This window comes from Martinezella multihospitum (genome assembly GCF_900094585.1).
GTDB classification, from domain to species: Bacteria; Pseudomonadota; Alphaproteobacteria; order Rhizobiales; family Rhizobiaceae; genus Rhizobium; species Rhizobium multihospitium.
The window spans coordinates 45,353-67,611 of sequence record NZ_FMAG01000015.1; the positions used below are offsets into that span (position 1 = coordinate 45,353).

Genomic DNA, 22,259 nt, shown 5'->3' on the forward strand with positions numbered 1-22,259 from the left:
ACAACTGCAACGAAGGTAATACAACATCTAATATATTGTATCAACGGTGAACGGATCTTGCCCATCGGCTTGTCCGCCTATTCGTAGCGGGGCCGGCCCGGCACCCACCACCAGAAATCTTTTGGCGAACTCTCGCGATTGCGCCATGCGACGCCGGACCTTGGCGGATAGACGGGCTGCATCGACCAGATGCGGTTGTGATAGTAGAAATTCGCGGTCTCGCGCCGGACGCGACGCCCGCTGGGATCGAGAAAATCCGTCGCGCAATGGACGATCGGACCGGGATAGCGTGAAATCCGCGCGGTCTGTGCGTCGAGCGCGCCCGGTCTGCAGCCGAAAAGCCAGATCGATCGCGGATAGGCCGGACCCGACGGAGCGGCCGCGATAAGCCGCAGATAGGCTGCGTTCGCCTCCGGCTGCGTCGGATAGGCCGATCGCTCGGTGAGGATTGGCGCGAAGGTCGACCGATCGGGAGCGTATTCGAGGCGGCCGGGAACGACTCGCTCGGGCGTATAGAGAGCGTCCGGGCCCGCTGGCGGAATGACGATCGTCTGCTGGCGCTCGGCGCATGCAGCGAGTGCGACGAGGAGTGGCAGAACCGCGTAGCGCTTTGCCCAGCTCATGGCGTTGCCCCGGCGCGTGCGACGGTGCTGGCTGTCGCCTCGTGGGCGGTTCGCCACTCCCATGGCATCTGGAAGGTGCTCGACCAAAGGCCGCGATACGCTTTGCGAGCTGCTTCTTCGGCGGCCGCGTATTCGCGGATTACGGGACCGCCTTCCGCGACAGGCGCGAGGACGGCAACGCCCTCGCGTAGCATATCGGCGGCGAGATCACGATGACCGGCCGTGGCGCAACGCGCGAGATGCTCGCCCGGCTGATCGCTGATCACCGTGCATGCGACCCATGTATTGAGGGTTGCCGTCACCAGCCAGGCCTGAACCATCGTGCCGCAGGGCCACGGCTGGCGGCCGAGATTCGCCGTCTGCTCCGGCGCACAGGCATCGATCCCGTAGAGGCGGAAGACCGTCTTCGTCTCGATATCGCGAAAACGGACGCCGTCGATGACCTCGACTCGCAATGGCGGTAATTGAGCGGCCACCCTTGGCTGGTAAAGGCTGGCGGGGTCGGCGCCGCTTTGCGCAAGACAGGGTACCGCCGCGCAGGCGACAACACCGATGACCGCCAACGAGCCGACCTCACGCGGCCGCATCATCGCGCGAGCCCAGATCGAGCTTGTGGAAGGTGTTCGCGATGATGTCTGTCGTGTAGACGGTCTCGTTGTCCTTGCCTTTGTAGGATCCGTCGGCAACGCGGCATTCGGCGTAAACGGCGTCGCCCTTCTTGACGTTGGCGAGCACCCATTCGGCTGCCTTTTCGTTGAGGATCGTGACCGTCACCCAGTCGGTTTCCTCTCTTCGTTCGCCCTTGGCGTCAGTCCACGCTCGATCGGTCGCGACGCTCACCTTCGCCGCCTTGTTGAAAGCTTTGGGCGTTTGGCCGACGCGGCCACGCACGATGAACAGATTGGTCGTTCGCAAGGTTTGATCTCCCTGATGTGTTGATCGACGACTACTGAGGCGGCGTCGCGCTCGCCGATGGAGAAGCCTGGCGAAGCGCGCGCAAGATGATGGCGTTCGGATCGGGGAGATCGCGAAAGGCCCAAAGCCCGGCACGGCTGTTCTGGGCCACATGCTGCGCCTCAAGATACGGCGCATGGACCGGAGTTCCGTCAGGCTTTAGCGCGGCGAAGGCAAAGCCGGTCGCGATCAGCGCGGTACCGAGATCGATCCGCGAGCCCTTGCCCGCGCCCTCGGTCCGCACGGCGACACAGAATACAAAGGCCGTCTTCGTCTGCGGTGCCTCGGCGGCCTCGTAACATTGGGGTTTCAGATCACGGATCAGCGCGACAAGCATCGTGAGCGAGGCCTCACCGCAATCGCGCGTGATCCCGTGGGCGTTCGTGAAGCTCGTGCCACGCAGGCATGATTGAACACCGTAGAGCCGATATGTCGTGCCGGTGCTCGACCAGCTGTCGCCGGTCTCGAAGATCGCGTCAGGTGGGACGGGAAACCATCCCGACGAGGCGACCTGCGCCGGAGCCGGACCTGCTGCGAGGGCTAAGAGGAGCGCAAGGATTGGTAGTCGCGCGCTCGCCATCTCAGTAACCTTCCAGCGAGAAATAGAAGCGCTGCGCGCCGTTCGCGGTCGAAATGTCGACGAAGTAGGGATCATCGCGGCGCGCGCGCGACGTCGTCGGATATTCGGTCGTGCAACCGTCGTGACCGCCGAAGCAGGTCCGGTGCGGCTTCGAGAAGTCGACGCACAGGTTGCCGTTCGCCGATCGTGTCAATCCGCCATTGCCGTGCGTTTCGTTCTCCACCGGCGTCATTCCGGCGGGGCAGGGGAGATATGGATCGTATCCGAGACCGCTCGCATGGCCTTCGGGGCAGGTTGGCCAGCTGCCGCCGTGCGCAAGCCGTCGGAAGAGATCGTGCATCACCGGCACGCAATAGGGGATGCCTGACCAGCTCGGCGAGGAGGAGGCGGCGCACAGGAGCACCTTGCACCCAAACGATGCGTCCTGCGCGTGCGCCGTGCGCGCCGGAGCGAGTCCCAGCAGTGCCACTCCCATCATCACGAAATGTGCTGCGCGCTTCATCCTTTGCTCCCGAAGAGGACACATCGCCAGTCATCTTTTGACCTGTTGCCAACGTATCAACATTCAATATATTGTCTATTGGAAAATGGAGGCCGGCTGGCATGGTGATTCGCGGCGTAGCGATCGGACTATGCGTCATGGTGACGTTCTCCGGGGCTCGCGCACAGGATATCGCCGAGCCCCGTCGCTTAGCTGTTGTCGACGCTTCGGGCCGTGTCGTCCCGGTGGAAACACAGGATGTCGCGCCCCAGACGATTGGCCGAACCGCCTCGGCATCACCCTGTGCCGATGCCAGGCCGCTCAGCCAGGACGAGGCGCGCGCGCTCATCACCCGCGTCGCAACCGAGGAGAATTTTTTCCCGGATTTCGTGATGTCTGTCGCCAAAAGCGAGAGCCGGTTCAATTCGACCGCGCTCTCCGACAAGGGCGCCTATGGACTGATGCAGCTCGAGCCTGAGACCGCTCAGCGCTTCAAGGTCGATATCTGCGACCCCGCCGGCAATGTGCTCGGCGGCGTGCGTTTTCTCAGAGCGCTGCATGAGAAGTACCGAAATCCGTTCTTTATCCTCGCTGCCTACAACGCGGGCGAGGATGCGGTCGAACGAAACCGGGGTGTGCCGCCGTTTCCGGAGACCGTCCGCTTCGTCGCACAGGTCATCAACGACTTTTATACATGGCCCGCGCCGGGCGGCCAGGCGAAGCAGGATCCCCGCTTGCTGGCCGCCAGCACGCCAGACCTGATCGAGCCCGGCGTTCGGAAACCAGCACCATCCCCCCCGGCAGCCACATCGAGTGCAAAGGCTGACTGGGACAACGGGTTCGTCATGCATGTCGACTGAACGGAGGATCGTATGAAGACATCGTTTGCACGGATTTCACTGGCGCCATCGCTGCTCCTGATGACTGCGGCCGACGCGTTCTCGCAGTCGACGGGCGGCACACTCCAACCGGTTCAGTCCACGCTCCAGCAACTCGTCTCGACCCTGACAGGCCCGATCGCAACGGCTCTTGCCACGCTCGCGGTCATCGCCTGCGGCCTGTTCGCGTGGAGCGGACGGCTGACCTGGGGGATTGCCGGCAGTGTGATCTTCGGCATCGTTCTGGTCTTCGGATCGGCGCAGATCGTGCAGTTCTTCCAGTCGGCGGTCGGCCAATGACCGAAGACGAGCTCGAAGATCCCTTGATCACGCCTCTCGTCAAAGCGCTCACACGCGCGCCGACGCTGATGGGCGTCCCGTACATGTATTTCATGTTCAACGGTGTGGTTTCGAGCATCTGCTTCCTCGTCTCGCACAACCTCTTCATGCTGTTGGTCGCGATTCCGCTGCATCTCTTCGGCTACGTCATGACGCTCCGGGACGATCGCATCTTCGAGATCCTGTTCGTCAAGTCGACCAGATGCCCTCCTCGCTCGCGGACCTTCTGGGCCGCCGACAGCTATTCGGTGTGAGGTGCGACAATGGTGGCCCGGGCACTTCTCGATGAACTGACCTTCGGAGCCGTCTCGAGGCGCGAACGGCCCGTTGCGTCGCATGTGCCCTACACCCGGCACGTCGACGACTTCATCATTCGGACCAAGGACGGGCTCGTCCTCACGATCTTCAAGCTCGACGGCTATTCGTTCGAAACCTCCGACATCAGCGAAGTGAACGCGCGGCTGCTCGGACGCAACGACATTGTGCGAACGCTGGCGAACTCCCGGTTCGCGCTGGTCTCGCATATCATTCGACGCGAGGTACAGCCGCGCATCGAATCGACATTCGACAATCCGTTCTGCGCCGAGCTCGATGAGCGCTACAACACCGCGCTTTCCAAGCGCCGGATGTTCGTGAACGATCTTTATCTGACGATCGTGCGCAGACCACTGCAGGGACAGGCGGGCACGTTCGACCTCATGCTCACCAAGCTGCTCGGCCGCAAGGACGAGGCGGGTGAATCGGTCGCCCGCCAGACCGCCCTCAACGAGCTGCGCGATGTCGCGACGGCCGTTCGCGAGAGCCTTGCTGGTTACGGCGTGCGCCAGCTCGGCGTCGCCAACCGCGATGGCGTGTGGTTTTCCGAGCCGCTCGAGTTCCTCGTCCAGCTGCTTAATGGTGGCCTGTCGCGCCCAATGCACCTGCCGCGGATGGATCTCGCCGACGCGCTTTCGATGAAGCGGATCTTCTTCGGTCGCAACGCGATCGAGATCAAGGGCGCCGGACCGGCGGACACGCGCTTTGGGGCAATGGTGTCGATCCGCGAATACCCCGCGCAGACCGGGCCTGGCTCCTTCGACAATCTGCTGCGAGTGCCGCACGAGTTCATCGCCACGCAGAGCTTTGCCATCGTCGACCGGCCGGAAGCCGCAAGGCAGATCGATCGGGTATCGCGCCAGGTCGACATGTCGGACGAAGCAGGTTCGATCGTCGCCGACCACCTCGATGAAGCACGCGACGAACTGCTCGCCTCCGAGGCGATCTACGGCGAGCACCACATGACCGTCATGTGTCTCGGTCGCGATCTGGCCGAGGTCGGCGCAGCCGTCACGGCGGTCGGTGCAGCGCTGACCGACCGCTCGGTGATCTGGGTTCGGGAGGATCTCAATTGCGAGCCGGCATTTTGGTCGCAGCTTCCCGGGAATTTCGCCTATGTCGCGCGTAAGGCCGTAATCTCGTCGAAGAACTTCGCCGGTTTCACGTCCCTTCACAATTATCCGAGCGGCCGCCCAAGCAACAACCACTGGGGACCGGCGATCTCGGTCTTCGAGACGACGTCGCAGACGGCCTACTATTACAACCACCACGTCCGCGACATCGGCAACTTCACGGTGGTGGGTCCGACCGGGTCGGGCAAGACCGTCTTCCTGTCCTTCATCGCGGCACAGACGCAACGCATCGTGCCGCGTCCGAAGCTCGTCTTCGTCGACAAGGATCGCGGCGCGGAAATCTTCATCCGGGCACTCGGTGGCCAGTACGAAACCCTCGTGCCAGGCGAACCGACGGGATTCAATCCGCTTTCGCTCCCCGATACGGCGCCGAACCGCGAATTCCTCTACCAGCTCTTTGCCTTCATGCTTCGGCCGGCGAACGGCGGCGATCTGTCAGCCTCGGAGGAGCAGGTCATCCGCAACGCGATCGCCGCAGCACTTTCTGCCGGTCCTGACGGGCGGACGCTCAAGGCATTCTCGACCCTGTTGCGTGGCCGCATCCGAGCCGGGGAGGGCGATCTGCTCGCGCGCCTCGAGAGCTGGATGCGGCTCGACCAGCGCGGCTGGCTGTTCAACAACGAGGAAGACCAGTTCTCGATTTCCAGCGTGTTCGGCTTCGACATGACGCGCGTGCTCGACGATCCGGTCATCCGCACGGCGGCGCTGATGTACATTTTCCACCGGACCGAGGAATTGCTCACCGGCGATCCTGTCATGATCTTCCTCGACGAGGGGTGGCGGCTTCTCGACGACGATGTCTTTGCCTTCTTCATTCGCGACAAGCTGAAAACCATCCGCAAGCAGAACGGCATCATCGGTTTCGGCACACAGTCGGCCGCCGATATCGTGCGTTCGAAAGCCTCGAACACGCTGATCGAACAGACCAGCACGAATATTTTCTTCCCGAACCCGAAGGCCGACGACGAAAGCTACAAGCAGGCCTTCCGGCTCTCGGGCCGCGAGGTGGGGTGGATCAGGTCGACCGCGGCCGAAAGCCGTTCCTTTCTGATCAAGCACGGCCGCGACAGCGTCGTCGCCCGTCTCAACCTCGCGGGTATGCCTGATCTCATCAAGGTGCTGTCGGGGCGGACGGAGACCGTCGCGGAACTCGACGCGATCAGGACAAGGGTCGGCGATGATGCCGCGGTCTGGTTGCCGATCTTCCTTGGAAGGAGCGAACCATGAAGCTCGCCGCCTTTGCCGCCGCAGCATTGCTTATCGCCGGTGTCGTGCCGGCATTGGCCAACATTCCGGTCAAGGATGCGGCCCAGCTCACGCAAAAATCCGAAACAGCAAGCACGACCATCAAGCTCGTACCGGTGACGACGCAGCGCGAGGACGCCAATAGCGGGGTCAAATGCGCGGTGACGACCGGCAAGAAGGCAAACATTACCAACCCGACGGTTCAGCCCCAGATGGGAAAGGGCGCGCAAACGATCCATTCATACGGTCCCGACCTGCCTCTCACCAAAGACGCGACCGCCCAGGGCGCCGCCCTCAATAGCCAGACACTGTTCCAGTCGAGCGGCGACGTGGTCGGAGGGCTCGATGCCAGCCGCTCGACGATCGCAGCGGCGCAATCCGGATTTCAGACATCAACCGGTCAGGTCGGCACTGCGCAGACTGTGATGGCGGCGATTGACATGAACAGCGCCGCGCGGCTGCAGAACAATCTCGTCTGGAACAACGTGATCGGCTCGGCGAATCTTTGGGTCACGGCAGTGAATGCACTCAACTTGGCGCAGACCAGCGACATGAGCCGGGCCGCCGCGGGGATGCGCTCCACCGCAGGCTCTCCGACCCCCACGCGGGGACCAGCCTGCCCAGCGGGAACGATCGGCTCGGGCACACCAACCGATCCCTGCCGCTCGCCGTCGACCTGCCAGACCACGCCGCCCGGCGCTACGCCCGATCCGGCCTGCGTGAGTGCCCGCTACGTCGATACTAACGACAACGTCCTTTTCTTTCTCGCGCAGACGCAGAACGCGGCAAACGCCGCGGCAACATCGAACGGTCGCTAGGGAGGTTCCGATGCGCGCTCAATACGCAATTGCAGCTCTTTTCATGCTCCTCAGACTGTCGCCCGCGCTGGCACAGGTCCCCGTGATCGACAATGCCAATCTCGAAAAAGCGCAGCAGATCGCAAGTGATACGAGCAAGATCCTGGGCGCCGACCAGCAGATCATGCAGTTCACGCAGAAGACTCTGCAGGCCGTGACCGGCGATCGTTCTTCGCAGGCGCAGGGGTCGCTTGCCCAGATGGCGCTTGGCGGCGGGTTCAGCATGGCGCAGGCACCGTCGCTCGGCTCGGTCATCTCAGGCGGAGCATTGTCGTTCGCCGGCATGGGCGCCGGCTCGCAGAACATCGTATCGACGCTAATCAACGGTCTTCAGCTCGTTCAGACCATCACCGGCCTTGCGAACGGCCAGACCAATCCGGTCGACACCGCCTACAAGAACTCGGTCAATGTCGCCGCGACCCTGTCGGGCCTGATCAATTCGACTCAGAGCGCGGTCCAGACGCGCTCGCAGGCCTTCATGCAGGGCGGCCAGCAAATCGGCAGCGCGCAGGACCTGAAGGGCAGCGTCGACCAGAACACGCAGGTCCAGATCCAGACAGGTCAGACCGTCAATGAGCTCAACGGCGTCGTGAACAACGCGGCAGCCGCTGCCAACCAGGCCAACCTCGATCGGATCGCTGCGGAGTCTGCGGCCGCTCGCGCAATGAAGTTTACGCAGTGATGGAGGGGATGGGCTTTTGTCGCCACGTTTTGTTGTAGTCGCTATCGTCGTCGCGCTCGTCATCGGCCTCGTCGCGGGGCGCGCGCTTTTTACTTCCCCACACCCGCGCCCCACCCACCCCGAAGCTGCGGCGCAGGACGATGCGGCGGCCGCTGCCTCCCGGGCGATGACCTTCACCCAGCCGAAGGCGCCTCAGAAATGACGACAATCGTGCGCTGCTGCATTCTTGGCCTGATGGCGGTTGCGCTCGCCGGCTGCGCCTACAAACCCCTGAAGGCGCCGTGTTCGCCCAACGAGGGTGGGACGCCGCTCGCCTATACCGACACCCCAACCCACCAGGTCCCAGCGGCGTTTACGGCGCTCGATAGCTGCGGCCCCATGCGGCCGATCTGAGGAGAGCGATGGGCAACACCTTTAATATCACCTCCCTCCTTCAGTCGGTTGATCAGATCGGACAGAATTATGTTCAGAGCGCCTACCAGGCACTCTCCAATGCGGCGACCTCCGGCGGCGTAACGAGCGCCGCCGGCCTTCTGCTAACGCTCTATGTGATCTTCTGGGGAATCGGCATTTGGCAGGGTACGGCGACAGGTGGACCTGCCGATCACGCTTTCCGGCTGTTCCGTGCTTTCGTGATCTACGCGCTCGCGACGAGTTGGAGTGACTTCCAGACGCTCGCGTACAATGCCTTGAACAGTGGCCCGTCTGCGATTGGCAACGCGCTCCTGAGCGTCGTCACCACGCCAAATAACACCGGAACCGCCGCGAACCTGACCTCGGTCAATGGCGTGCAGTCGGCGCTGCAGAATATGTGGGACACGACGAACTCAGCGACGGAGGCGTTCCTCCAGAATGCGGGCATCACGAATTGGGGACCCTATATCTTCGCTGCGGTCTTCTATGTGGTCATGGCGATCCTGATCGGCTTCGCGATCTTCCTGATCGTGCTGTCGAAGCTCTTCATGTGGTTGTTGCTCGCGCTCGCACCGGTGTTCATCATCCTTTTGCTGTTCGGTGCCACCTCGCGCTTCTTCAGCGGCTGGTTAAGTTCGCTCGCGCAGTATTTCGTGGTGCAGGTGCTCGTCTACGCATTCCTCGCCTTCTACGTTTCGCTGATCCAGCAATCGATCGATGCGCTGAACGGCGTCGCCAACGCGAAGTCCGCGACCTGGGCAACGATCGGACCCGTGGTGCTCCTTGCGATCATCGGGATCCTGCTGCTGAGCCAGATCAACAACGTCGCGGCTGCGATCGCCGGCGGTGTGCCGATCCATGCCCCGCGCGTCGGCGCAGTGCTTGCGACGGCGACCGGCTACCGGCTTGGGGTCGCGACCAACCGTGCCCGGCTCGCACTTCGTAACCCGCTCAATCCCGCCTCCGTCTCACGACGTGAAGAGCTCGCGGCTCGCCAGCGCGCGCGGGTCGGGCTGCGCGCGACCTCCTGGGCGCAGTCCGCCGAATTTCGGCGGCTCGCCGATCAGATTCGCAATTCGGCCTCGACGCCGGCGTCGAGCGGGGGAGGGCGGCCATGAGTGAGGCGACCGCGCCCGAACCGAAGCGTATTGATCCGCGCTACTACGCCGATGGGGCGACCTGGGAGCAGGACATTGCCCGTCGCAATCGCAATTCGCGGGCGCTTGCCTGGATCGTCGCCGCGGTGATGAGTGTCGTCGCTGTCGCGGCCCTGGGCATCCTTGCCCTGCTCGTGCCGCTGAAGACGTACGAGCCCTACATGGTCGTCGTCGATAAGACGACGGGGTTCGTCGAGGTCAAGCGCCCGATGGCCGAAGGAGCACTGACACAGGACGAAGCCGTCACGATGTTCAACGTCGTGCGCTACATCAAGGCGCGCGAGACATACGACCCTCGCGCCCTGAAGGACAATTTCGACCTTGCCCAGTTGCTGGCCACCGGCGACGCGGCACGCGAACTGACCGAGATCTACTCTCCCGCTAACCCGAACAATCCGGTCAAGCTGCACGGCACGAACACCGAAATCGCCGTCAACATCAAGTCAGTGACCTTTCCCAACAATCGAACCGCGCTCGTGCGCTTCTCAACGGACGAAAAGTCGGCGACCAGCATCGTGACGCGCAACTGGGTCTCGCTGGTGCGCTTTCGCTATAGCGGAGCGCCGATGCGTAACGAGTGGCGCTTTGACAATCCGCTCGGATTTCAAGTCGTAGAATATCGCCGTGATCAGGAGACGGCGCCATCGCCCGGCACCACCGGAGCGCAACAATGACAGTGCGTCTGCTGGGAACAGCTCTCGTTCTATGCCTCATCGCCGCGCCCGCCCTGGGAGAAGCGCTGCCGCGGCCAGGACGGACCGACCCACGGGTGCGCGACGTCGTCTACAACAGAGACAACGTCACAGCGATCGACGCAAGTTACGGCACCTCGACGATGATCGAGCTTCAGCCCGACGAGAAGATCGAGACCCTGGCGCTCGGCGATTCGATCGCCTGGAAGGTCGAGCCGAACCGCAAGGGCGACATCATTTTCGTGAAGCCGGTCGAAAAGAACGCGCAGTCGAACCTCAATGTCGTCACCGACAAGCGCATCTACGTTTTCCTGTTGCGCTCGAATACGCGGCCAGCGGCCAATCAGATCTACGCCGTGCGCTTTCGGTTTCCAGAGGACGAGACCAACGCAAAGCTCCTCGCTGAGGCCAAACAGCGCGCCGCCAATCCCAATCTGGCGAGCTTGAACATTGCCAACGCAAACAGCAATTACGGTTACAAGGGATCATCCGCGAACAAACCGGTCGCTGTCTTCGACGACGGAACGAAGACCTGGTTCCGCTTCGACGGCGAGACCCCTGCCATCTACATCGTCGACGCCGATCGCAACGAAAGTCTCGTAAATTTCCGCACCGAAGGACCCTACGTCATCGTCGACAAGGTCTCACCGCAGTGGACGCTGCGCAATGGCCAGGAATCGACCTGCATTTTCAATCGCCGGCTCACCAACGTTCACGAGCCAAACGGGCTCGAGCCCTACGCACCGCAGCGCGTCGGCGTGGCCGCCAACGGGGGAGGGTGACGGGCGATGCCAACGCCTGATGACTATCGCTCATTCGAACTCGAGGCCTCGGCCGCCACCTCCGTGGCGCGCGGGAACACCACCGTCGGCCGGTTCCTGAAATTCGGCATCCCGCTCGGCGCGGCTCTGGTCGCCGGATGGATGATCTATAATTCGACCAAGCCCCGGCCGACGAGTATGACGACGCCGGACAAGGAGGAATTTACGACCACCCAGTTCCCGGCGCCGTCGCTGTCCACGCCGCGGCCGCAGACCGACCAGGGAACGATCGTCATTCCAAAAGCGCCCGAGGCCCCACCTGCTCCACCCGTGCCACCGCCAGTGACGATCCAGCCGCCGGCGCCTCCCGAACCACCGTTGGCGGTCGCCCCGCCCAATGATGACGAGGCGCGGCGGCTCGCGGAGCTTGAGCGCCAACGGCAGGAAGAAGAGGAGCGGCGCAAATGGGAGCGGTTACGTGCACCGCAGGTGATTTCCGATAATGCTGCGGCGAGCTCTGGATCGGAAAACCCGGATGCCAACGCATCATCGAATTCCGCGCAGCCGGACGATGATCCGAACCGGCGCTTCCTCGCCTCAGTATCGGCCGCGGGCGTCGATATCGCGCGTGCCACCAAGAATCCTCGCATCGACGCGCTCGTCGCCCAGGGAACGATGATCCGTGGTGTTCTCGAAACGGCCGTGCAGAGTGATCTCCCCGGCATGGTCCGCGCTGTCGTCACCGAAAACGTATGGTCGTTCGATGGACGTCGCGTCCTTATTCCGGCCGGAACGCGCCTTGTCGGCGAATACAAGTCTGGAATCTCTCAAGGGCAGACGCGTGTGTTCGTCGTCTGGACACGCCTCCTGCGATCGGACGGCGTCTCCGTGCAGCTCGGCTCGAACGGCGCCGACGATCTCGGCCGCGCGGGCAATGCCGGTGTCGTCGACAATCATTATGTCGAACGGTTCGGAGCGGCGATCATGCTCTCGGTCGTCGGCGGTGCGGCGCAATTCCTGAGCGCCTACGGTCAGAATAACGAGAATAATGGCACCGGAACCATCATCACGACGACCGATCCGGTGACGGGCGCAATCACGCAGACGCAGACTGGCGTCAATCAGAACCAGCTGAACCTTCAGGCGCGCCAGATCGCGGCCCAGAACGTCTCGCAAACATTGACGAACATCGCGCAGGAAGCACTTCGCAACTCGATCAATATTCCGCCGACACTTTATCTCGATCAGGGAACGCGGATTATCGTCTTCGTTCGCCGTGACCTCGACTTTTCAGCCTTCTATCCGGATCCGGTGAAGGAAGCCCTCCAGGAGATCAAACGTGAACGCGCCGGCCAGAAGCCTAACGGTCTTCATTGATCGCGCACTGGAGCCGGTGCGCCCGTGGCTCGTGGACGATCAGGTGGTCGAGATCTGCGCGAACGGGCCTGGTGAAGTGTGGGTCGAGCGGTTCGGCCAGGCAGCGATGGAGCGTCACGTCGTCGAGCAGCTGACCGAACAGGCGATCCGCCACCTCGCCGAGCGCGTGGCGGGCCATTCGGGCCAAAGCGTCAACGAGGAGCATCCGCTCCTCTCGGCAGCGCTCCCGACGGGAGAGCGATTTCAGGGCGTCATTCCTCCGGCGACGACCGGCGGCGGCGGCTTTGCGATCCGCAAGCAGGTGATCAAGGAGATGCGCCTCGACGATTATCGCAAGCTCGGATCATTCAAACAGGTCGAGACCTCGGGCGAGGGCGCGCTGTCCGATATCGATCGCCAGCTGTGTGAGCACCTCGACGCCGGCAGGATCGAGGACTTCATCCGCCTTGCCGTCGTCAATCGCTACTCGATCCTGCTCTCCGGCGGCACGAGCTCGGGCAAGACGACGTTTCTCAACGCGATCCTGAAAGAGGTGCCCGAAGATGAACGCATTATCACGATCGAGGACACGCGTGAGGTCAAGCCGATCCAGAAGAACTATCTGCCGCTCGTCGCCTCGAAGGGCGACCAGGGTGAGGCGCGCGTGACGGTCGAGATGCTGCTGCAGGCTTCGCTGCGACTCCGGCCCGACCGGATCTTCCTCGGCGAGATCCGGGGATCGGAAGCATATTCCTTCCTACGGGCGATCAACACCGGCCATCCTGGGAGCATCACCACGATCCATGCCGATAGCCCGACCGGCGCCTTCGAGCAGCTCGCGTTGATGGTGATGCAGGCCGGCCTTGGCCTGAAACGCGAGGAGATCGTCGCCTACATCAAGTCCGTCCTGCCGATCGTCATCCAGCAAACCAAGATCGGCGGCTGGCGAGGAACCTCGGCGATCCACTTTTCGCGGATGGCCGAATGGCGGGCAGAGCGGAACGGGAGGAGGGGCGACGATGACCCGGGTCGTCGCGTTTAGGCTGGCGATCGCGCTGATTGGCGTCGTCGCATTCTGGCTTCTGTGGAGCCTCGCGTACGAGGTCGTCGTCGGTTTGCGCTGGGCACCGGCCCGGTTCCCGAGCGAAGGCGCCAGCCGTTGGGCTTTGCTTCGCGTACAGAATGCCGATCGTTCGGCAGGCTTTCTCCTGGTCGCGTGGCATCACTTCTACGAACGGGTTCTCTATGCGCCGACGCGGATCGAGGCGCTTGTCCGTGCCGGCTATGCCGCGGGGGGCGTGCTGTCGCTTGGGATCGCGGGCGCGATCTTCCAAATCGTGAATCGGCGGCAGATGCCTTACGGCGCCGCCCGGTTCGGGACCCTGCTGGAAGCCTCCAAACAGGGTTTGACGAAGAAGCAGGGAATCATTCTCGGCACGTTGAACGGAGCAACGATCCGCTCGGATGAACCGGCGCACATCCTCGTCGTCGGCCCTTCACGTTCGGGGAAAGGCACCGGCTTCGTTCTTCCCAACGGATATCTTTGGCAGGGGTCGGCGGTCTTCTTCGATCCAAAGCGGGAGAACTTTGATGCGTTGGCCAACCATCGGCGGGCCATGGGCAACAAAGTCTTCATGTTCTCGCCCGGTTCGCCCGACACACATCGCTACAACCCGCTCGACTTCGTCCGCCGCGACGAGCGCATGGCGACCGACTGTCTGGTGGTCGCATCCTTCGTTATTCCGGAAAAGGCCGACGACACCTGGGCCGGCGCGGGTCGGCTGCTGCTCTCATCCCTGATCGGTTACGTGCTGGCATCGCCGCTGACGAAGGGCGCCGAGCACATGCGCACGGTCGCGCGCATGACGACGACCGGCAAGGATATCTCGACGGTTCTAAGGGCGATCGTGAAGACGGAACGTCAGCATTTGCCGACTTGGGTCGTGGATAGCTTCAATCAATACATCGCACTCGAGCCCGAGACGAGAAACAGTGCAGTGTTCAATGTCAACATGGCCATGAGCCTGTGGAACAACGGGCTCATTTCAGCGGCGACGGAGACATCTGATTTCGACATTCGTGAGCTTCGCCGCACTCCCATGACCATCTTCATCGGTTGTACGATCGCCGAGCTCTCGATCTTCCGGCCGCTGATCCGCATCCTCTTCCAGCAGATCCACGATCTGCTGATGGAAAGGATCCCTGGCGCCGACGAACCGCACCAGGTGCTGCTCATGCTCGACGAGTTCTACCATGTCGGCCGGATGGATTCGCTGATCTCGAAGATCACTATTTCGGCGGGATACGGGTTCCGCATGGCGATCGTGATGCAGGACATCGCACAGCTCGACGAGCTTTACGGCCGGAGCACGCGCATCACGACAGTCTCGGGATCGCAGATCAAGCTCTTCATCCAGATCAACGACCTCGACACTTCCGAATTCGTCTCTGAGATGCTTGGCGAGACCACCCAAGTTTATAAGACACCGGTTATGCGGCCGGGGCAGGGGATCTTCGCGCCGCGCGTCTGGACACCGCACTACACGCCCCGGCCACTGCGCAGTCCGCTCGAGTTGCGCGAGATGTCGGCGCGGCTGTCGATCCTGATGGTGAAAAACTCGCCATCGTTCGAATTGACCAAGATCCGTCATTACCTCGATAAGCCCTACCGGGCGCTGTACGAGGCCGCGAAGGGATCACCGCCTGCTTTGCCAAGGCTGAAGGAATGGCAGGACGAGGCTTTATCGGGCGCGATCGCGCCAAGGGCCGAACCCGAGCTGGCCGAGGCCGAGGAAGCCGTTTCGGCCAAGCCCGAACCCGACAAGGACAGTCCGGCGCCGCGGCGACCGCGCAAGCCGTCCGTCCGGCGAAAGCAAGAGGCGCCGACGCCGCCCGAGCAGCGAGTTTCGACACCGGCCCCTCTCGAGCTTCCTGCCCGTCCGACGACAACACGTCCGCGTACAAAGACGCTATCGCTCGGTGCGGCGCCGACCGCGCCTTCCGGCGAGAATTGCGACGTTCGTGAAATTCTAGCGGCCGCCGCCGACGGTCAGGATGAGGATTTTGCATCGATGATGACGGTCCTTCGAGCGGACGCCGGCCCCAAGGTGCGGGCTGCCGCAGACACGCTGCAATCGCTCAATCGCTCCTTCGGTGAACATTCAGAACCGGAGTGAGCGTGTTCGCTTTGCAGTCTTCACTTCGCACGCGCTACCGTATATCGATCGATCGGTAGAGAACTGGCTACAGCCAGATGAATTGCGCGTGGCAGCGGGAGCTTTTGCGACCGGCTGTCTGGTGGAAGGGAAAGTTTCGGTTTCGATGCGTTCGCGTATAGAAAAGGTTTTTCATCTGGCGGAGGCGTCGAACCTCCCGTCCATTCTTGAGCACGGCCTGATGAGCACGAAGCGCCTGCTTGGGTTAGCGCGCATTCCGGAGGCAGATCATGCCGGCCGCCTTCGCTCACACCGTCCGGAGAGCGAGCATCTTTCGAGCTCAGTGCTGATCCGAGATCAGAAGCCGATGCCCCCTTCCGCGCTCGAACAAGCGCTCGAAGACGGTCTGACGCCGGGTGACTGGTATGCACTTCTCAACGACTTCGTTTTCTTCTGGCTCGATGAGGGTCGGATGGAGCGCCAGCGCCTCGCATGCGGCGACCGCCCACAGGTTCTGTTGACGTTCGACGCGCCTGCGCTGCTCGAAAGGTTTGGCACCGACGCTTTTGTGTCGCCGATCAATAGCGGCAATGCCCGCCGAAAACCGGCACGGCGTGGATTGAGTACGTTGATGCCATACGACACATGGCTTGCGAACGGATGGCCTTCCGGAACACGTTATCGCCCGCCGGCCGAACTCTTGTTCCGGGGCACGATCCCCGTCCAGCCGCCTTACCTTATTGAGATGCGCGAGATGTAAAGGCGGTTGAAGGCTCACGTCGATCGAGGACAGTCGGCTGCGGAGCACCTGTGCGTCAGGCGCGGCTGACTTCGGCATAATATTGCGGGCTTTCCCGTCGATCGAACATGCCGTAGTCGCGCACGATGCGCACGACGCGATGCCTGACCAAGCCAACGCTCTCGAGAGGGCTAACGTCGAACGCCTCTGCCGACCCACGGTCACGCCAGGAGGTGAGGAGCGCCAGTTTGCCTTCATTGTAGATGCTGGCGAAGATATCCTGGTCGAGCAGGGCAGGGCGGTATCGATCTAGCGCCAGGACGTCCGTGAGGTTCTGGGGGACAGGACCACCATTGGGCGAGATCTCGGTAAGCGCAGCGAATTTAGCATCGCCGATCTCCGTCTCATCCAATCGCTGCTCGACGAGCTGCAATCCCTGCGGAGGTGTCGAATCGGAGACGATCTCGCCCACACGCAGATGATAGTCCTGGAAAACTTCATCACGGCCGCGCTGCTGCGTTTCATGATGCTTTGCGATCGTGCGCCAGCGCACGACGGACTTCTCGTCGCGCCAGGTCGAATGCGAGAGGATCCAGCCCGGCCGCGACTTGCTCTCGAACCGCTCGTTGTCGATGAACCCCTCGATCCCTTCGAGGATCGGCTTCAGCTCTTTGGCAAGCGCAAGGTAGAGCTCGAATTCACTCGGCTTAGGATGGACCTCGAAGATGACAGAAAACATTTTGCTCCACCCATTTGCTTTGAGCTTCGGCTGAAAACAGACCTCGCGGTGCTGATGGATGGCACTCGGCCATTCCTCTGTCAGACGGAAGCGCTCGGTATTCGAATGCCGATCGATTCGTTTAGCATAACGCTCTATCGATAGATAGATTAAAGTTATTGTTTTTCGCCGATCAAAGCCCTACCTATCGAGAGATAGTCAACGGAGCAGACCCCCATGAGTGATCTCGCTGCCGCCATCATGGACGCCGCCGAACGGCGGATGCGAAGAGGCGGCTTCAATGGTTTCAGTTTTCGCGAGATCGCCGCCGACGTCGGCGTGAAGAGCTCCAGCGTGCACTACCACTTCCCGACCAAGGGAGACCTCGCTGCAGCGGTCATCAAGCGCTATACCGCAGAGAATGCGGAGATGTTCGAGCGCGAATTTGCTAAGGAAGCCAATCCCGTCAAGGTCTTTGTGAAGGCATTTCGTGTCACCATTCACTCCCCGGACCGGATGTGCCCATGTGCCGTGCTTGGAGGGTCGTCGCAGGATCTGCCTCCCGAGGTCGCCGCAGAAGTGAAGCGCTTCTTCAAGATGTGTCACGACAAGCTTGTGGAGCGCGGGCTGCCATCGGATGAGGCGTCACAGCTGCTTTCTACGATCACAGGCGCACAGGTGGTCGCCAACGCGATGAACGACTTGAGCATCTACGACAGCGCCACGCGAGAGTTCGTCAAAACCATGAAGCCCGCTCCGGCGAGCACCGCAGCGCGGCGCGCCAAGTAAGCTCGCCGAGCTTTCGAACGCTAGACCTCCAGGAACCCTGACGCGAATGATTCGCGTCGATGAGAGGGCTGCGGGATATTTCTCTGGCTAATCGCGCGAAAGTGGTCTATCTATCGATAGACAGGAGAGTTTCGTGAGCCCAACAGCCGAACGTTTGATGGATCTCGCTGAGGCCCATATCCGAGATCGCGGGTATGGTGGCTTCAGTTTTCGCGATCTCGCAGCTGAGGCCGGCATCAAGAGCGCGAGCGTCCATCATCATTTTCCGACGAAGGCGAAGATGGCGGCGGCCGTGGCCAACCGCTATGCAAAGCGATTCCTCAAGGCTGTCGAAGCCAAGCCTGGCGAGAGGCCGGAGGATGCGATCGGCACCTATCGAACGGCGGTCAGAATGACGATCGAGCGCGACGGACGTATGTGTCTCTGCGGCATCCTCGGTGCAGAGGCGGGCGCTCTGGCCCCGGAAGTGACGTCTGAGGTGCAATCATTCTTCCGTCGCTGTATCGAGGATCTTGCACGCCGCGTCAGCGGCCCTGACGCGACCGCGCAAGCTCACCACATCATCGCCACACTCGAAGGCGCGATGATCCTCGCCCGCGCCTACGGGGACATCGGTGCGTTCGACCAGGCCACGTCCGCATTAATCTCGTCGGCAACGAAGCAGACATCATAAGCGCAGGAACCTGTGCCCTTCTCCGATCAACGCTTAGTTGCGGGTTGACAGCGGCATCTACGGGTCGTAATCGATCTATCGATAGGTAGTTTAACACATCCCTCCTACGACCGAGTCCTTCTGGAATAGCTTGTCGTTACGAGCCGAGGGTCCGCCCCTCGCTCCGTCAACGAGAAACTGCGGCGTCATCGACGGCCAGTTCCAAACTCTTCTCGAGGCTTGTCGCAGGGGGAGGGACGACGCAGAGGATGACAGAGCACCTCGCCAAGACGTGGGATTTCATCGAACGAATGGAACAGGCGCAAGACGCGGCCGGCGTCGAGGAATGCCTTCTCGAGCTCGCACACTTGTTCGGGTTCACGACGGTTTTCGGCGGCGTCGTTCCTGGGCCGCAGACGGCGCCAGCCGAGATCTCATCAAGTATCTTGGTCCAGCGGCTGCCGAACGAATGGAAGCGGCGCTACAACGGCAGGGGTTATGTTTTCCGCGACCCGATCGTCCAGCAGCTTCAATCGGCGCGTACGCCGTTCAGCTGGGATGACGCCTACGCCCGTTCCTCCGATTTGAGTGCCGTACGGCTGATCCGAGGTGAGGCGGCTGAGTTTGGCCTCGTGCACGGCCACGTCGTACCTGTTCCGACGCTTGACGGGAAGGTGACCGCGATCTCGTTTGGCGGCCAAGACCCCGAGTGCAGCAAGGAGGCACGGGATGCGCTCACATTTGCAGCGGGCTACGCGGTCGGGCGGCTTCTTCATGTTCCGCGCGCCACGCTCGATGGTGACGTCCATCTTACACCGCGCGAGGCGGATTGCCTGCTTTGGGCCGCTGAAGGCAAAACCGACCTGGATATCGCGGTGATACTCGGGATCACACGCTCGACCGTTTTGAAGCACCTTCGATCGGCGCGCGACAAGCTGGATGCCGCGAACCGCACTCACGCGGTTGTCAAAGCGATGCGTCGAAAGCTGATCGGGTGAAAGTTTGCGAAATCCTCGAAAAACCAACTTGAATGCGGTGGCGATGTCAAAGCGAAAAGGATCGGATCAATGAGTTACATTGTCGTGGCGCGGTGGGTCGCAAAAAAAGAGCATCAAGGCGATATCGAGCGCATTCTGCAGGAGTTTGTGCCGCAGTGCCTCACCGAGCCTGGATGCCGGAGCTTTGTCGCGCACCAATCTGTCGAACGGCCCCAAGAGTTTCTGCTCTACGAACATTATGGTGAAGAGAAGGATTTCACCGATCATCAGGCAACCTCGCATTTTAAGGAGCTTGTCCTCCAACGCGCGGTGCCACTGCTCGAGAGCAGAGAACGTGTGCCATACAGGATCTTGGCCTGACCGATGTCGAGCGGCATCACACGCGTGTCCTCCACGCCGAAAAACGGCGGCACATCGCCCGTGGAAATAAATTTTAACGTTTAAAATCAATAGTTTAGTTCCATAATTGTTATTATGCGAACACGGCGTGTAGCCGCAAAGTAGAATGTCCCGTTTCTGCAAAGTTGGAATCTCACACTCCCCGGATCTGAAGGATGCCTGGGAGTTTTCGGATGGAATTGACAGCGATGAGCGAGCGCGATCTGGCAGCGGATCGAGATTTGTCGAAGAGGATCGACGGCAGCACGCCAATGATGTCGGGGGACATGCGATTTCCCAAATTACGGCGGGCTGAGCGCGATAGCCTTCGGAAATTCTTGCGCAACATGATCAATAAAAGCGCGAACCGCAGGAAGTAATCTCTGGCGGTAGGGCATTAGGGCGGTGATGAACGAGTCGGCCGCCGTCCACCCTGGGAGTATCTGTTTCAGCTCCCCGCTCGCCATTTCCGCTCGGCAGACATAACCAGGAAGCGCGACGATTCCGAGACCTGCACAGGCCGATTGTTTCAATACCACCATATCGTTGCTGACAAACCTCGCGTCTACAGGGATGACCGCGCTCGCCCCACTTTCGTGGCGAAGGCGAAGCGCAGATTGTGTATCGTTCTGCATCGAGAGCATGGCATGCCGACTGAGCTCATCCGGCCTCATTGGTGTGCCGCTCGCCGCGAGATAGGCTTCACTGGCAAAGAGCAACCACGGGACCTCAGCGATCCTTCGCTGGATAAGTGTCGAGCTCGGTAGCGGGGCAGAATGGCCGCGAAGCGCGAGGTCAAACCCCTCACTGACGATATCGAGCAGCAAGTCGGTGGAAAGTTGGACGACCTTCACTTTTGGATGCGCTCTTAGGAACGATGGCAGCACATCCTTCAACGCAAACTGCGCGATCGTCACCGGTGTCGTGATCCGGATCGTGCCACTCGGCTCCAAGAGGCGTCGACGAGCAACATCTTCGGCAGCTTCTGCACTTTCCAGCATAACGAGGGCACGCTGGTAAAACTCGCGCCCAACGTCGGTCATTGCGAAATGACGCGAGGAGCGGTTCACCAGGCGAACGTTCAGGAACGCCTCAAGCAATTGGATCCGATGGCTAAGCGTCGATTTCGAGACGCGCAGGTTGCGACTCGCAGCTGTAAAGCCGCCTTGGTCTACGACCTGAACGAAAAAATGCACGTCACGCAGATCAAGCATGCGATCTTCCAAGTTTCTAGGACGATATGTTCGAGTTGTAAGAGCTTCTATGACGACAGTCGACCGGGTAGTCCTTTTCTCATCACAGGAAAGGAGACCGAATGTCCGCACTGACGGCGCGTGCCGAGCAACTCACACCGTATTTTTTGAGTGTTTTTCGAATTGTCGCTGGCCTGCTGTTTCTCCAGCACGGCCTCGTCAAATTTCTCGGTTGGCCGGCACTTTTTCCGATCGCCTTCGCGCCGTTCTCGCAGCTCTGGTTCGCGGGAATGATAGAATGTGCCGGCGGGATCCTGTTAATCGTCGGCTTGTTCAGTCGTTGGGCCGCGGTCGTCTGCTCGGGCGAGATGGCATTCGCGTATTTTCTGTTCCATCAGTCGAAAGGTCTGACGCCGATCCAAAACGGCGGCGACCTCGCAATCATGTTCTGTTTTGCGTTCTTGCTTCTTGCTGTGACCGGTCCCGGTCCGTTGAGCATCGACGCTCGTCGGCACGCACCTTCGTGAACGTGCAAACAGCCCCCAACTCTGGAGCATTGACATGGCAAAACCAACCGTCGCCGTTATCGTCGGCAGCACGCGCGGGGAATCTATCAACCTGAGACTCGCCGAAGCGGTGATGCGCCTTGGCGTCAACGCGGTCGAGTTCAAGCTGATCTCGATCGCCGATCTTCCGCTCTACAGTCTTGATCTCGAGAATGACTGGCCGGAGAGCGCGAAACGCTTCAGCGCAGAGGTCCGTGCTGCCAATGCCGTGTTGATCGTATCGCCAGAGCATAATCGTTCCCTCCCCGCCGTCCTGAAGAACTGCATCGATTGGGGCTCGCGTCCCGGTGCTGAGAGCGTATGGCGCGACAAGCCGGTCGCCATCATCGGCGCCGCTCGCGGCGCGATCGGGACGGCTGTCGTTCAACAGCACCTACGCACGATCTTGGGCGCGCTCGGCGCACACCTCCTCGGCGGAGAAGCCTATCTCGGCGGCTTCACACCAGAGCTTATTGACGAGGAGCGCGATGTGACCGTCGAAACAACCAAAGCTTTCTTACAAGCCTTCGTCGACCGTTTCGCCAGTTTCGCGAAGCGCTTTGCCGCTTGACGATGCACCACTCCGGCTGCCCTTCCGCATCGGCGCGTCAATCTTGGGAACGCA

27 protein-coding genes are annotated in these 22,259 nt (G+C 61.4%); 20 read left to right on the plus strand and 7 right to left on the minus strand.

The features are described from left to right. Positions 1-77: 77 nt before the first annotated feature. The 5 genes from GA0061103_RS33400 to GA0061103_RS33420 are packed head-to-tail and all read right to left on the minus strand — an operon-like array spanning position 78 to position 2,659. Positions 78-623, minus strand: a complete 546-nt coding sequence (locus GA0061103_RS33400) for a hypothetical protein (RefSeq protein ID WP_092720071.1) — start codon at positions 621-623, stop codon at positions 78-80. After that, positions 620-1,213: a thermonuclease family protein gene (locus tag GA0061103_RS33405; protein ID WP_245304954.1), complete on the minus strand. Its 594-nt coding sequence runs from the start codon at positions 1,211-1,213 to the stop codon at positions 620-622. The genes GA0061103_RS33400 and GA0061103_RS33405 overlap by 4 nt, the downstream gene beginning before the upstream one ends. Beyond that, a complete protein-coding gene (locus tag GA0061103_RS33410; RefSeq protein ID WP_092720073.1) occupies positions 1,197-1,538 on the minus strand; it encodes a single-stranded DNA-binding protein in 342 nt (113 codons plus the stop codon). Before GA0061103_RS33410 ends, GA0061103_RS33405 begins: the two co-directional genes overlap by 17 nt. 31 nt (positions 1,539-1,569) lie before the next feature. Further along, the gene (locus GA0061103_RS33415; protein ID WP_092720075.1) at positions 1,570-2,157 is read right to left on the minus strand and encodes a thermonuclease family protein; all 588 of its coding nucleotides are present in this window, start codon (positions 2,155-2,157) and stop codon (positions 1,570-1,572) included. Position 2,158: 1 nt separating this feature from the next. Then, the gene (locus GA0061103_RS33420; RefSeq protein WP_092720077.1) at positions 2,159-2,659 is read right to left on the minus strand and encodes a hypothetical protein; all 501 of its coding nucleotides are present in this window, start codon (positions 2,657-2,659) and stop codon (positions 2,159-2,161) included. Positions 2,660-2,760: 101 nt separating this feature from the next. Between GA0061103_RS33420 and GA0061103_RS33425 the strand changes: the two genes are divergently transcribed. The 14 genes from GA0061103_RS33425 (at position 2,761) to GA0061103_RS33495 (ending at position 16,382) form a co-directional block, all read left to right on the plus strand. Further along, complete coding sequence (locus GA0061103_RS33425) at positions 2,761-3,498, plus strand: lytic transglycosylase domain-containing protein (RefSeq protein WP_092720079.1); 738 nt, start codon at positions 2,761-2,763, stop codon at positions 3,496-3,498. Between the two features lie 12 nt (positions 3,499-3,510). Next, complete coding sequence (locus tag GA0061103_RS33430; protein ID WP_092720081.1) at positions 3,511-3,816, plus strand: TrbC/VirB2 family type IV secretion system protein; 306 nt, start codon at positions 3,511-3,513, stop codon at positions 3,814-3,816. After that, on the plus strand, positions 3,813-4,109 hold the full coding sequence (locus GA0061103_RS33435) for a VirB3 family type IV secretion system protein (RefSeq protein WP_092720083.1): 297 nt from the start codon (positions 3,813-3,815) through the stop codon (positions 4,107-4,109). The genes GA0061103_RS33430 and GA0061103_RS33435 overlap by 4 nt, the downstream gene beginning before the upstream one ends. 9 nt (positions 4,110-4,118) lie before the next feature. Then, a complete protein-coding gene (locus GA0061103_RS33440; protein WP_092720085.1) occupies positions 4,119-6,530 on the plus strand; it encodes a VirB4 family type IV secretion/conjugal transfer ATPase in 2,412 nt (803 codons plus the stop codon). After that, positions 6,527-7,366 (plus strand): hypothetical protein, encoded by an 840-nt coding sequence (locus tag GA0061103_RS33445; protein WP_092720087.1) that lies wholly within the window; start codon positions 6,527-6,529, stop codon positions 7,364-7,366. Before GA0061103_RS33440 ends, GA0061103_RS33445 begins: the two co-directional genes overlap by 4 nt. A gap of 10 nt (positions 7,367-7,376) precedes the next feature. After that, positions 7,377-8,087, plus strand: a complete 711-nt coding sequence (locus GA0061103_RS33450) for a conjugal transfer protein (RefSeq protein ID WP_092720090.1) — start codon at positions 7,377-7,379, stop codon at positions 8,085-8,087. Positions 8,088-8,285: 198 nt separating this feature from the next. Beyond that, complete coding sequence (locus GA0061103_RS33460; RefSeq protein ID WP_092720094.1) at positions 8,286-8,480, plus strand: hypothetical protein; 195 nt, start codon at positions 8,286-8,288, stop codon at positions 8,478-8,480. A gap of 8 nt (positions 8,481-8,488) precedes the next feature. Continuing rightward, the gene (locus tag GA0061103_RS33465) at positions 8,489-9,619 is read left to right on the plus strand and encodes a TrbL/VirB6 family protein (RefSeq protein ID WP_092720097.1); all 1,131 of its coding nucleotides are present in this window, start codon (positions 8,489-8,491) and stop codon (positions 9,617-9,619) included. Beyond that, the gene (locus GA0061103_RS33470; RefSeq protein WP_092720099.1) at positions 9,616-10,332 is read left to right on the plus strand and encodes a VirB8 family type IV secretion system protein; all 717 of its coding nucleotides are present in this window, start codon (positions 9,616-9,618) and stop codon (positions 10,330-10,332) included. The genes GA0061103_RS33465 and GA0061103_RS33470 overlap by 4 nt, the downstream gene beginning before the upstream one ends. Further along, a complete protein-coding gene (gene virB9 / locus GA0061103_RS33475; protein ID WP_092720101.1) occupies positions 10,329-11,132 on the plus strand; it encodes a P-type conjugative transfer protein VirB9 in 804 nt (267 codons plus the stop codon). The genes GA0061103_RS33470 and virB9 overlap by 4 nt, the downstream gene beginning before the upstream one ends. A gap of 6 nt (positions 11,133-11,138) precedes the next feature. Further along, positions 11,139-12,488, plus strand: coding sequence for a type IV secretion system protein VirB10 (gene virB10 / locus GA0061103_RS33480; protein WP_092720103.1), 1,350 nt, complete (start codon positions 11,139-11,141; stop codon positions 12,486-12,488). Then, positions 12,451-13,509: a P-type DNA transfer ATPase VirB11 gene (gene virB11 / locus GA0061103_RS33485; protein WP_092720105.1), complete on the plus strand. Its 1,059-nt coding sequence runs from the start codon at positions 12,451-12,453 to the stop codon at positions 13,507-13,509. The genes virB10 and virB11 overlap by 38 nt, the downstream gene beginning before the upstream one ends. Then, positions 13,487-15,643, plus strand: coding sequence for a type IV secretory system conjugative DNA transfer family protein (locus GA0061103_RS33490; protein WP_092720108.1), 2,157 nt, complete (start codon positions 13,487-13,489; stop codon positions 15,641-15,643). Before virB11 ends, GA0061103_RS33490 begins: the two co-directional genes overlap by 23 nt. Next, positions 15,621-16,382: a DUF7002 family protein gene (locus GA0061103_RS33495; protein WP_141694510.1), complete on the plus strand. Its 762-nt coding sequence runs from the start codon at positions 15,621-15,623 to the stop codon at positions 16,380-16,382. Before GA0061103_RS33490 ends, GA0061103_RS33495 begins: the two co-directional genes overlap by 23 nt. A gap of 55 nt (positions 16,383-16,437) precedes the next feature. Here GA0061103_RS33495 and GA0061103_RS33500 read toward each other — a convergent pair whose 3' ends face one another. Further along, positions 16,438-17,100: an antibiotic biosynthesis monooxygenase family protein gene (locus tag GA0061103_RS33500; RefSeq protein WP_092720113.1), complete on the minus strand. Its 663-nt coding sequence runs from the start codon at positions 17,098-17,100 to the stop codon at positions 16,438-16,440. Positions 17,101-17,316: 216 nt separating this feature from the next. On the opposite strand from GA0061103_RS33500, the gene GA0061103_RS33505 reads away from it, so the two are divergent. The 4 genes from GA0061103_RS33505 (at position 17,317) to GA0061103_RS33520 (ending at position 19,878) form a co-directional block, all read left to right on the plus strand. Beyond that, the gene (locus GA0061103_RS33505) at positions 17,317-17,868 is read left to right on the plus strand and encodes a TetR/AcrR family transcriptional regulator (RefSeq protein ID WP_245304955.1); all 552 of its coding nucleotides are present in this window, start codon (positions 17,317-17,319) and stop codon (positions 17,866-17,868) included. A 133-nt stretch (positions 17,869-18,001) separates the two neighbouring features. Beyond that, positions 18,002-18,541, plus strand: coding sequence for a TetR/AcrR family transcriptional regulator (locus GA0061103_RS33510; RefSeq protein WP_092720115.1), 540 nt, complete (start codon positions 18,002-18,004; stop codon positions 18,539-18,541). Between the two features lie 248 nt (positions 18,542-18,789). Next, complete coding sequence (locus GA0061103_RS33515; RefSeq protein WP_092720117.1) at positions 18,790-19,518, plus strand: helix-turn-helix transcriptional regulator; 729 nt, start codon at positions 18,790-18,792, stop codon at positions 19,516-19,518. Positions 19,519-19,587: 69 nt separating this feature from the next. Beyond that, entirely contained in the window at positions 19,588-19,878 is a 291-nt protein-coding gene (locus tag GA0061103_RS33520) for a putative quinol monooxygenase (protein ID WP_092720119.1), read from the plus strand. A gap of 320 nt (positions 19,879-20,198) precedes the next feature. Here the strand turns inward: GA0061103_RS33520 and GA0061103_RS33525 are convergent, their stop codons facing one another. Continuing rightward, the gene (locus tag GA0061103_RS33525; protein WP_092720121.1) at positions 20,199-21,110 is read right to left on the minus strand and encodes a LysR substrate-binding domain-containing protein; all 912 of its coding nucleotides are present in this window, start codon (positions 21,108-21,110) and stop codon (positions 20,199-20,201) included. Positions 21,111-21,211: 101 nt separating this feature from the next. Between GA0061103_RS33525 and GA0061103_RS33530 the strand changes: the two genes are divergently transcribed. Both GA0061103_RS33530 and GA0061103_RS33535 read left to right on the plus strand, forming a co-directional pair. Next, positions 21,212-21,616 (plus strand): DoxX family protein, encoded by a 405-nt coding sequence (locus GA0061103_RS33530; RefSeq protein WP_092720124.1) that lies wholly within the window; start codon positions 21,212-21,214, stop codon positions 21,614-21,616. Between the two features lie 34 nt (positions 21,617-21,650). Then, positions 21,651-22,205, plus strand: coding sequence for an NADPH-dependent FMN reductase (locus GA0061103_RS33535; protein WP_092720126.1), 555 nt, complete (start codon positions 21,651-21,653; stop codon positions 22,203-22,205). The last annotated feature ends 54 nt before the right edge of the window (positions 22,206-22,259 follow it).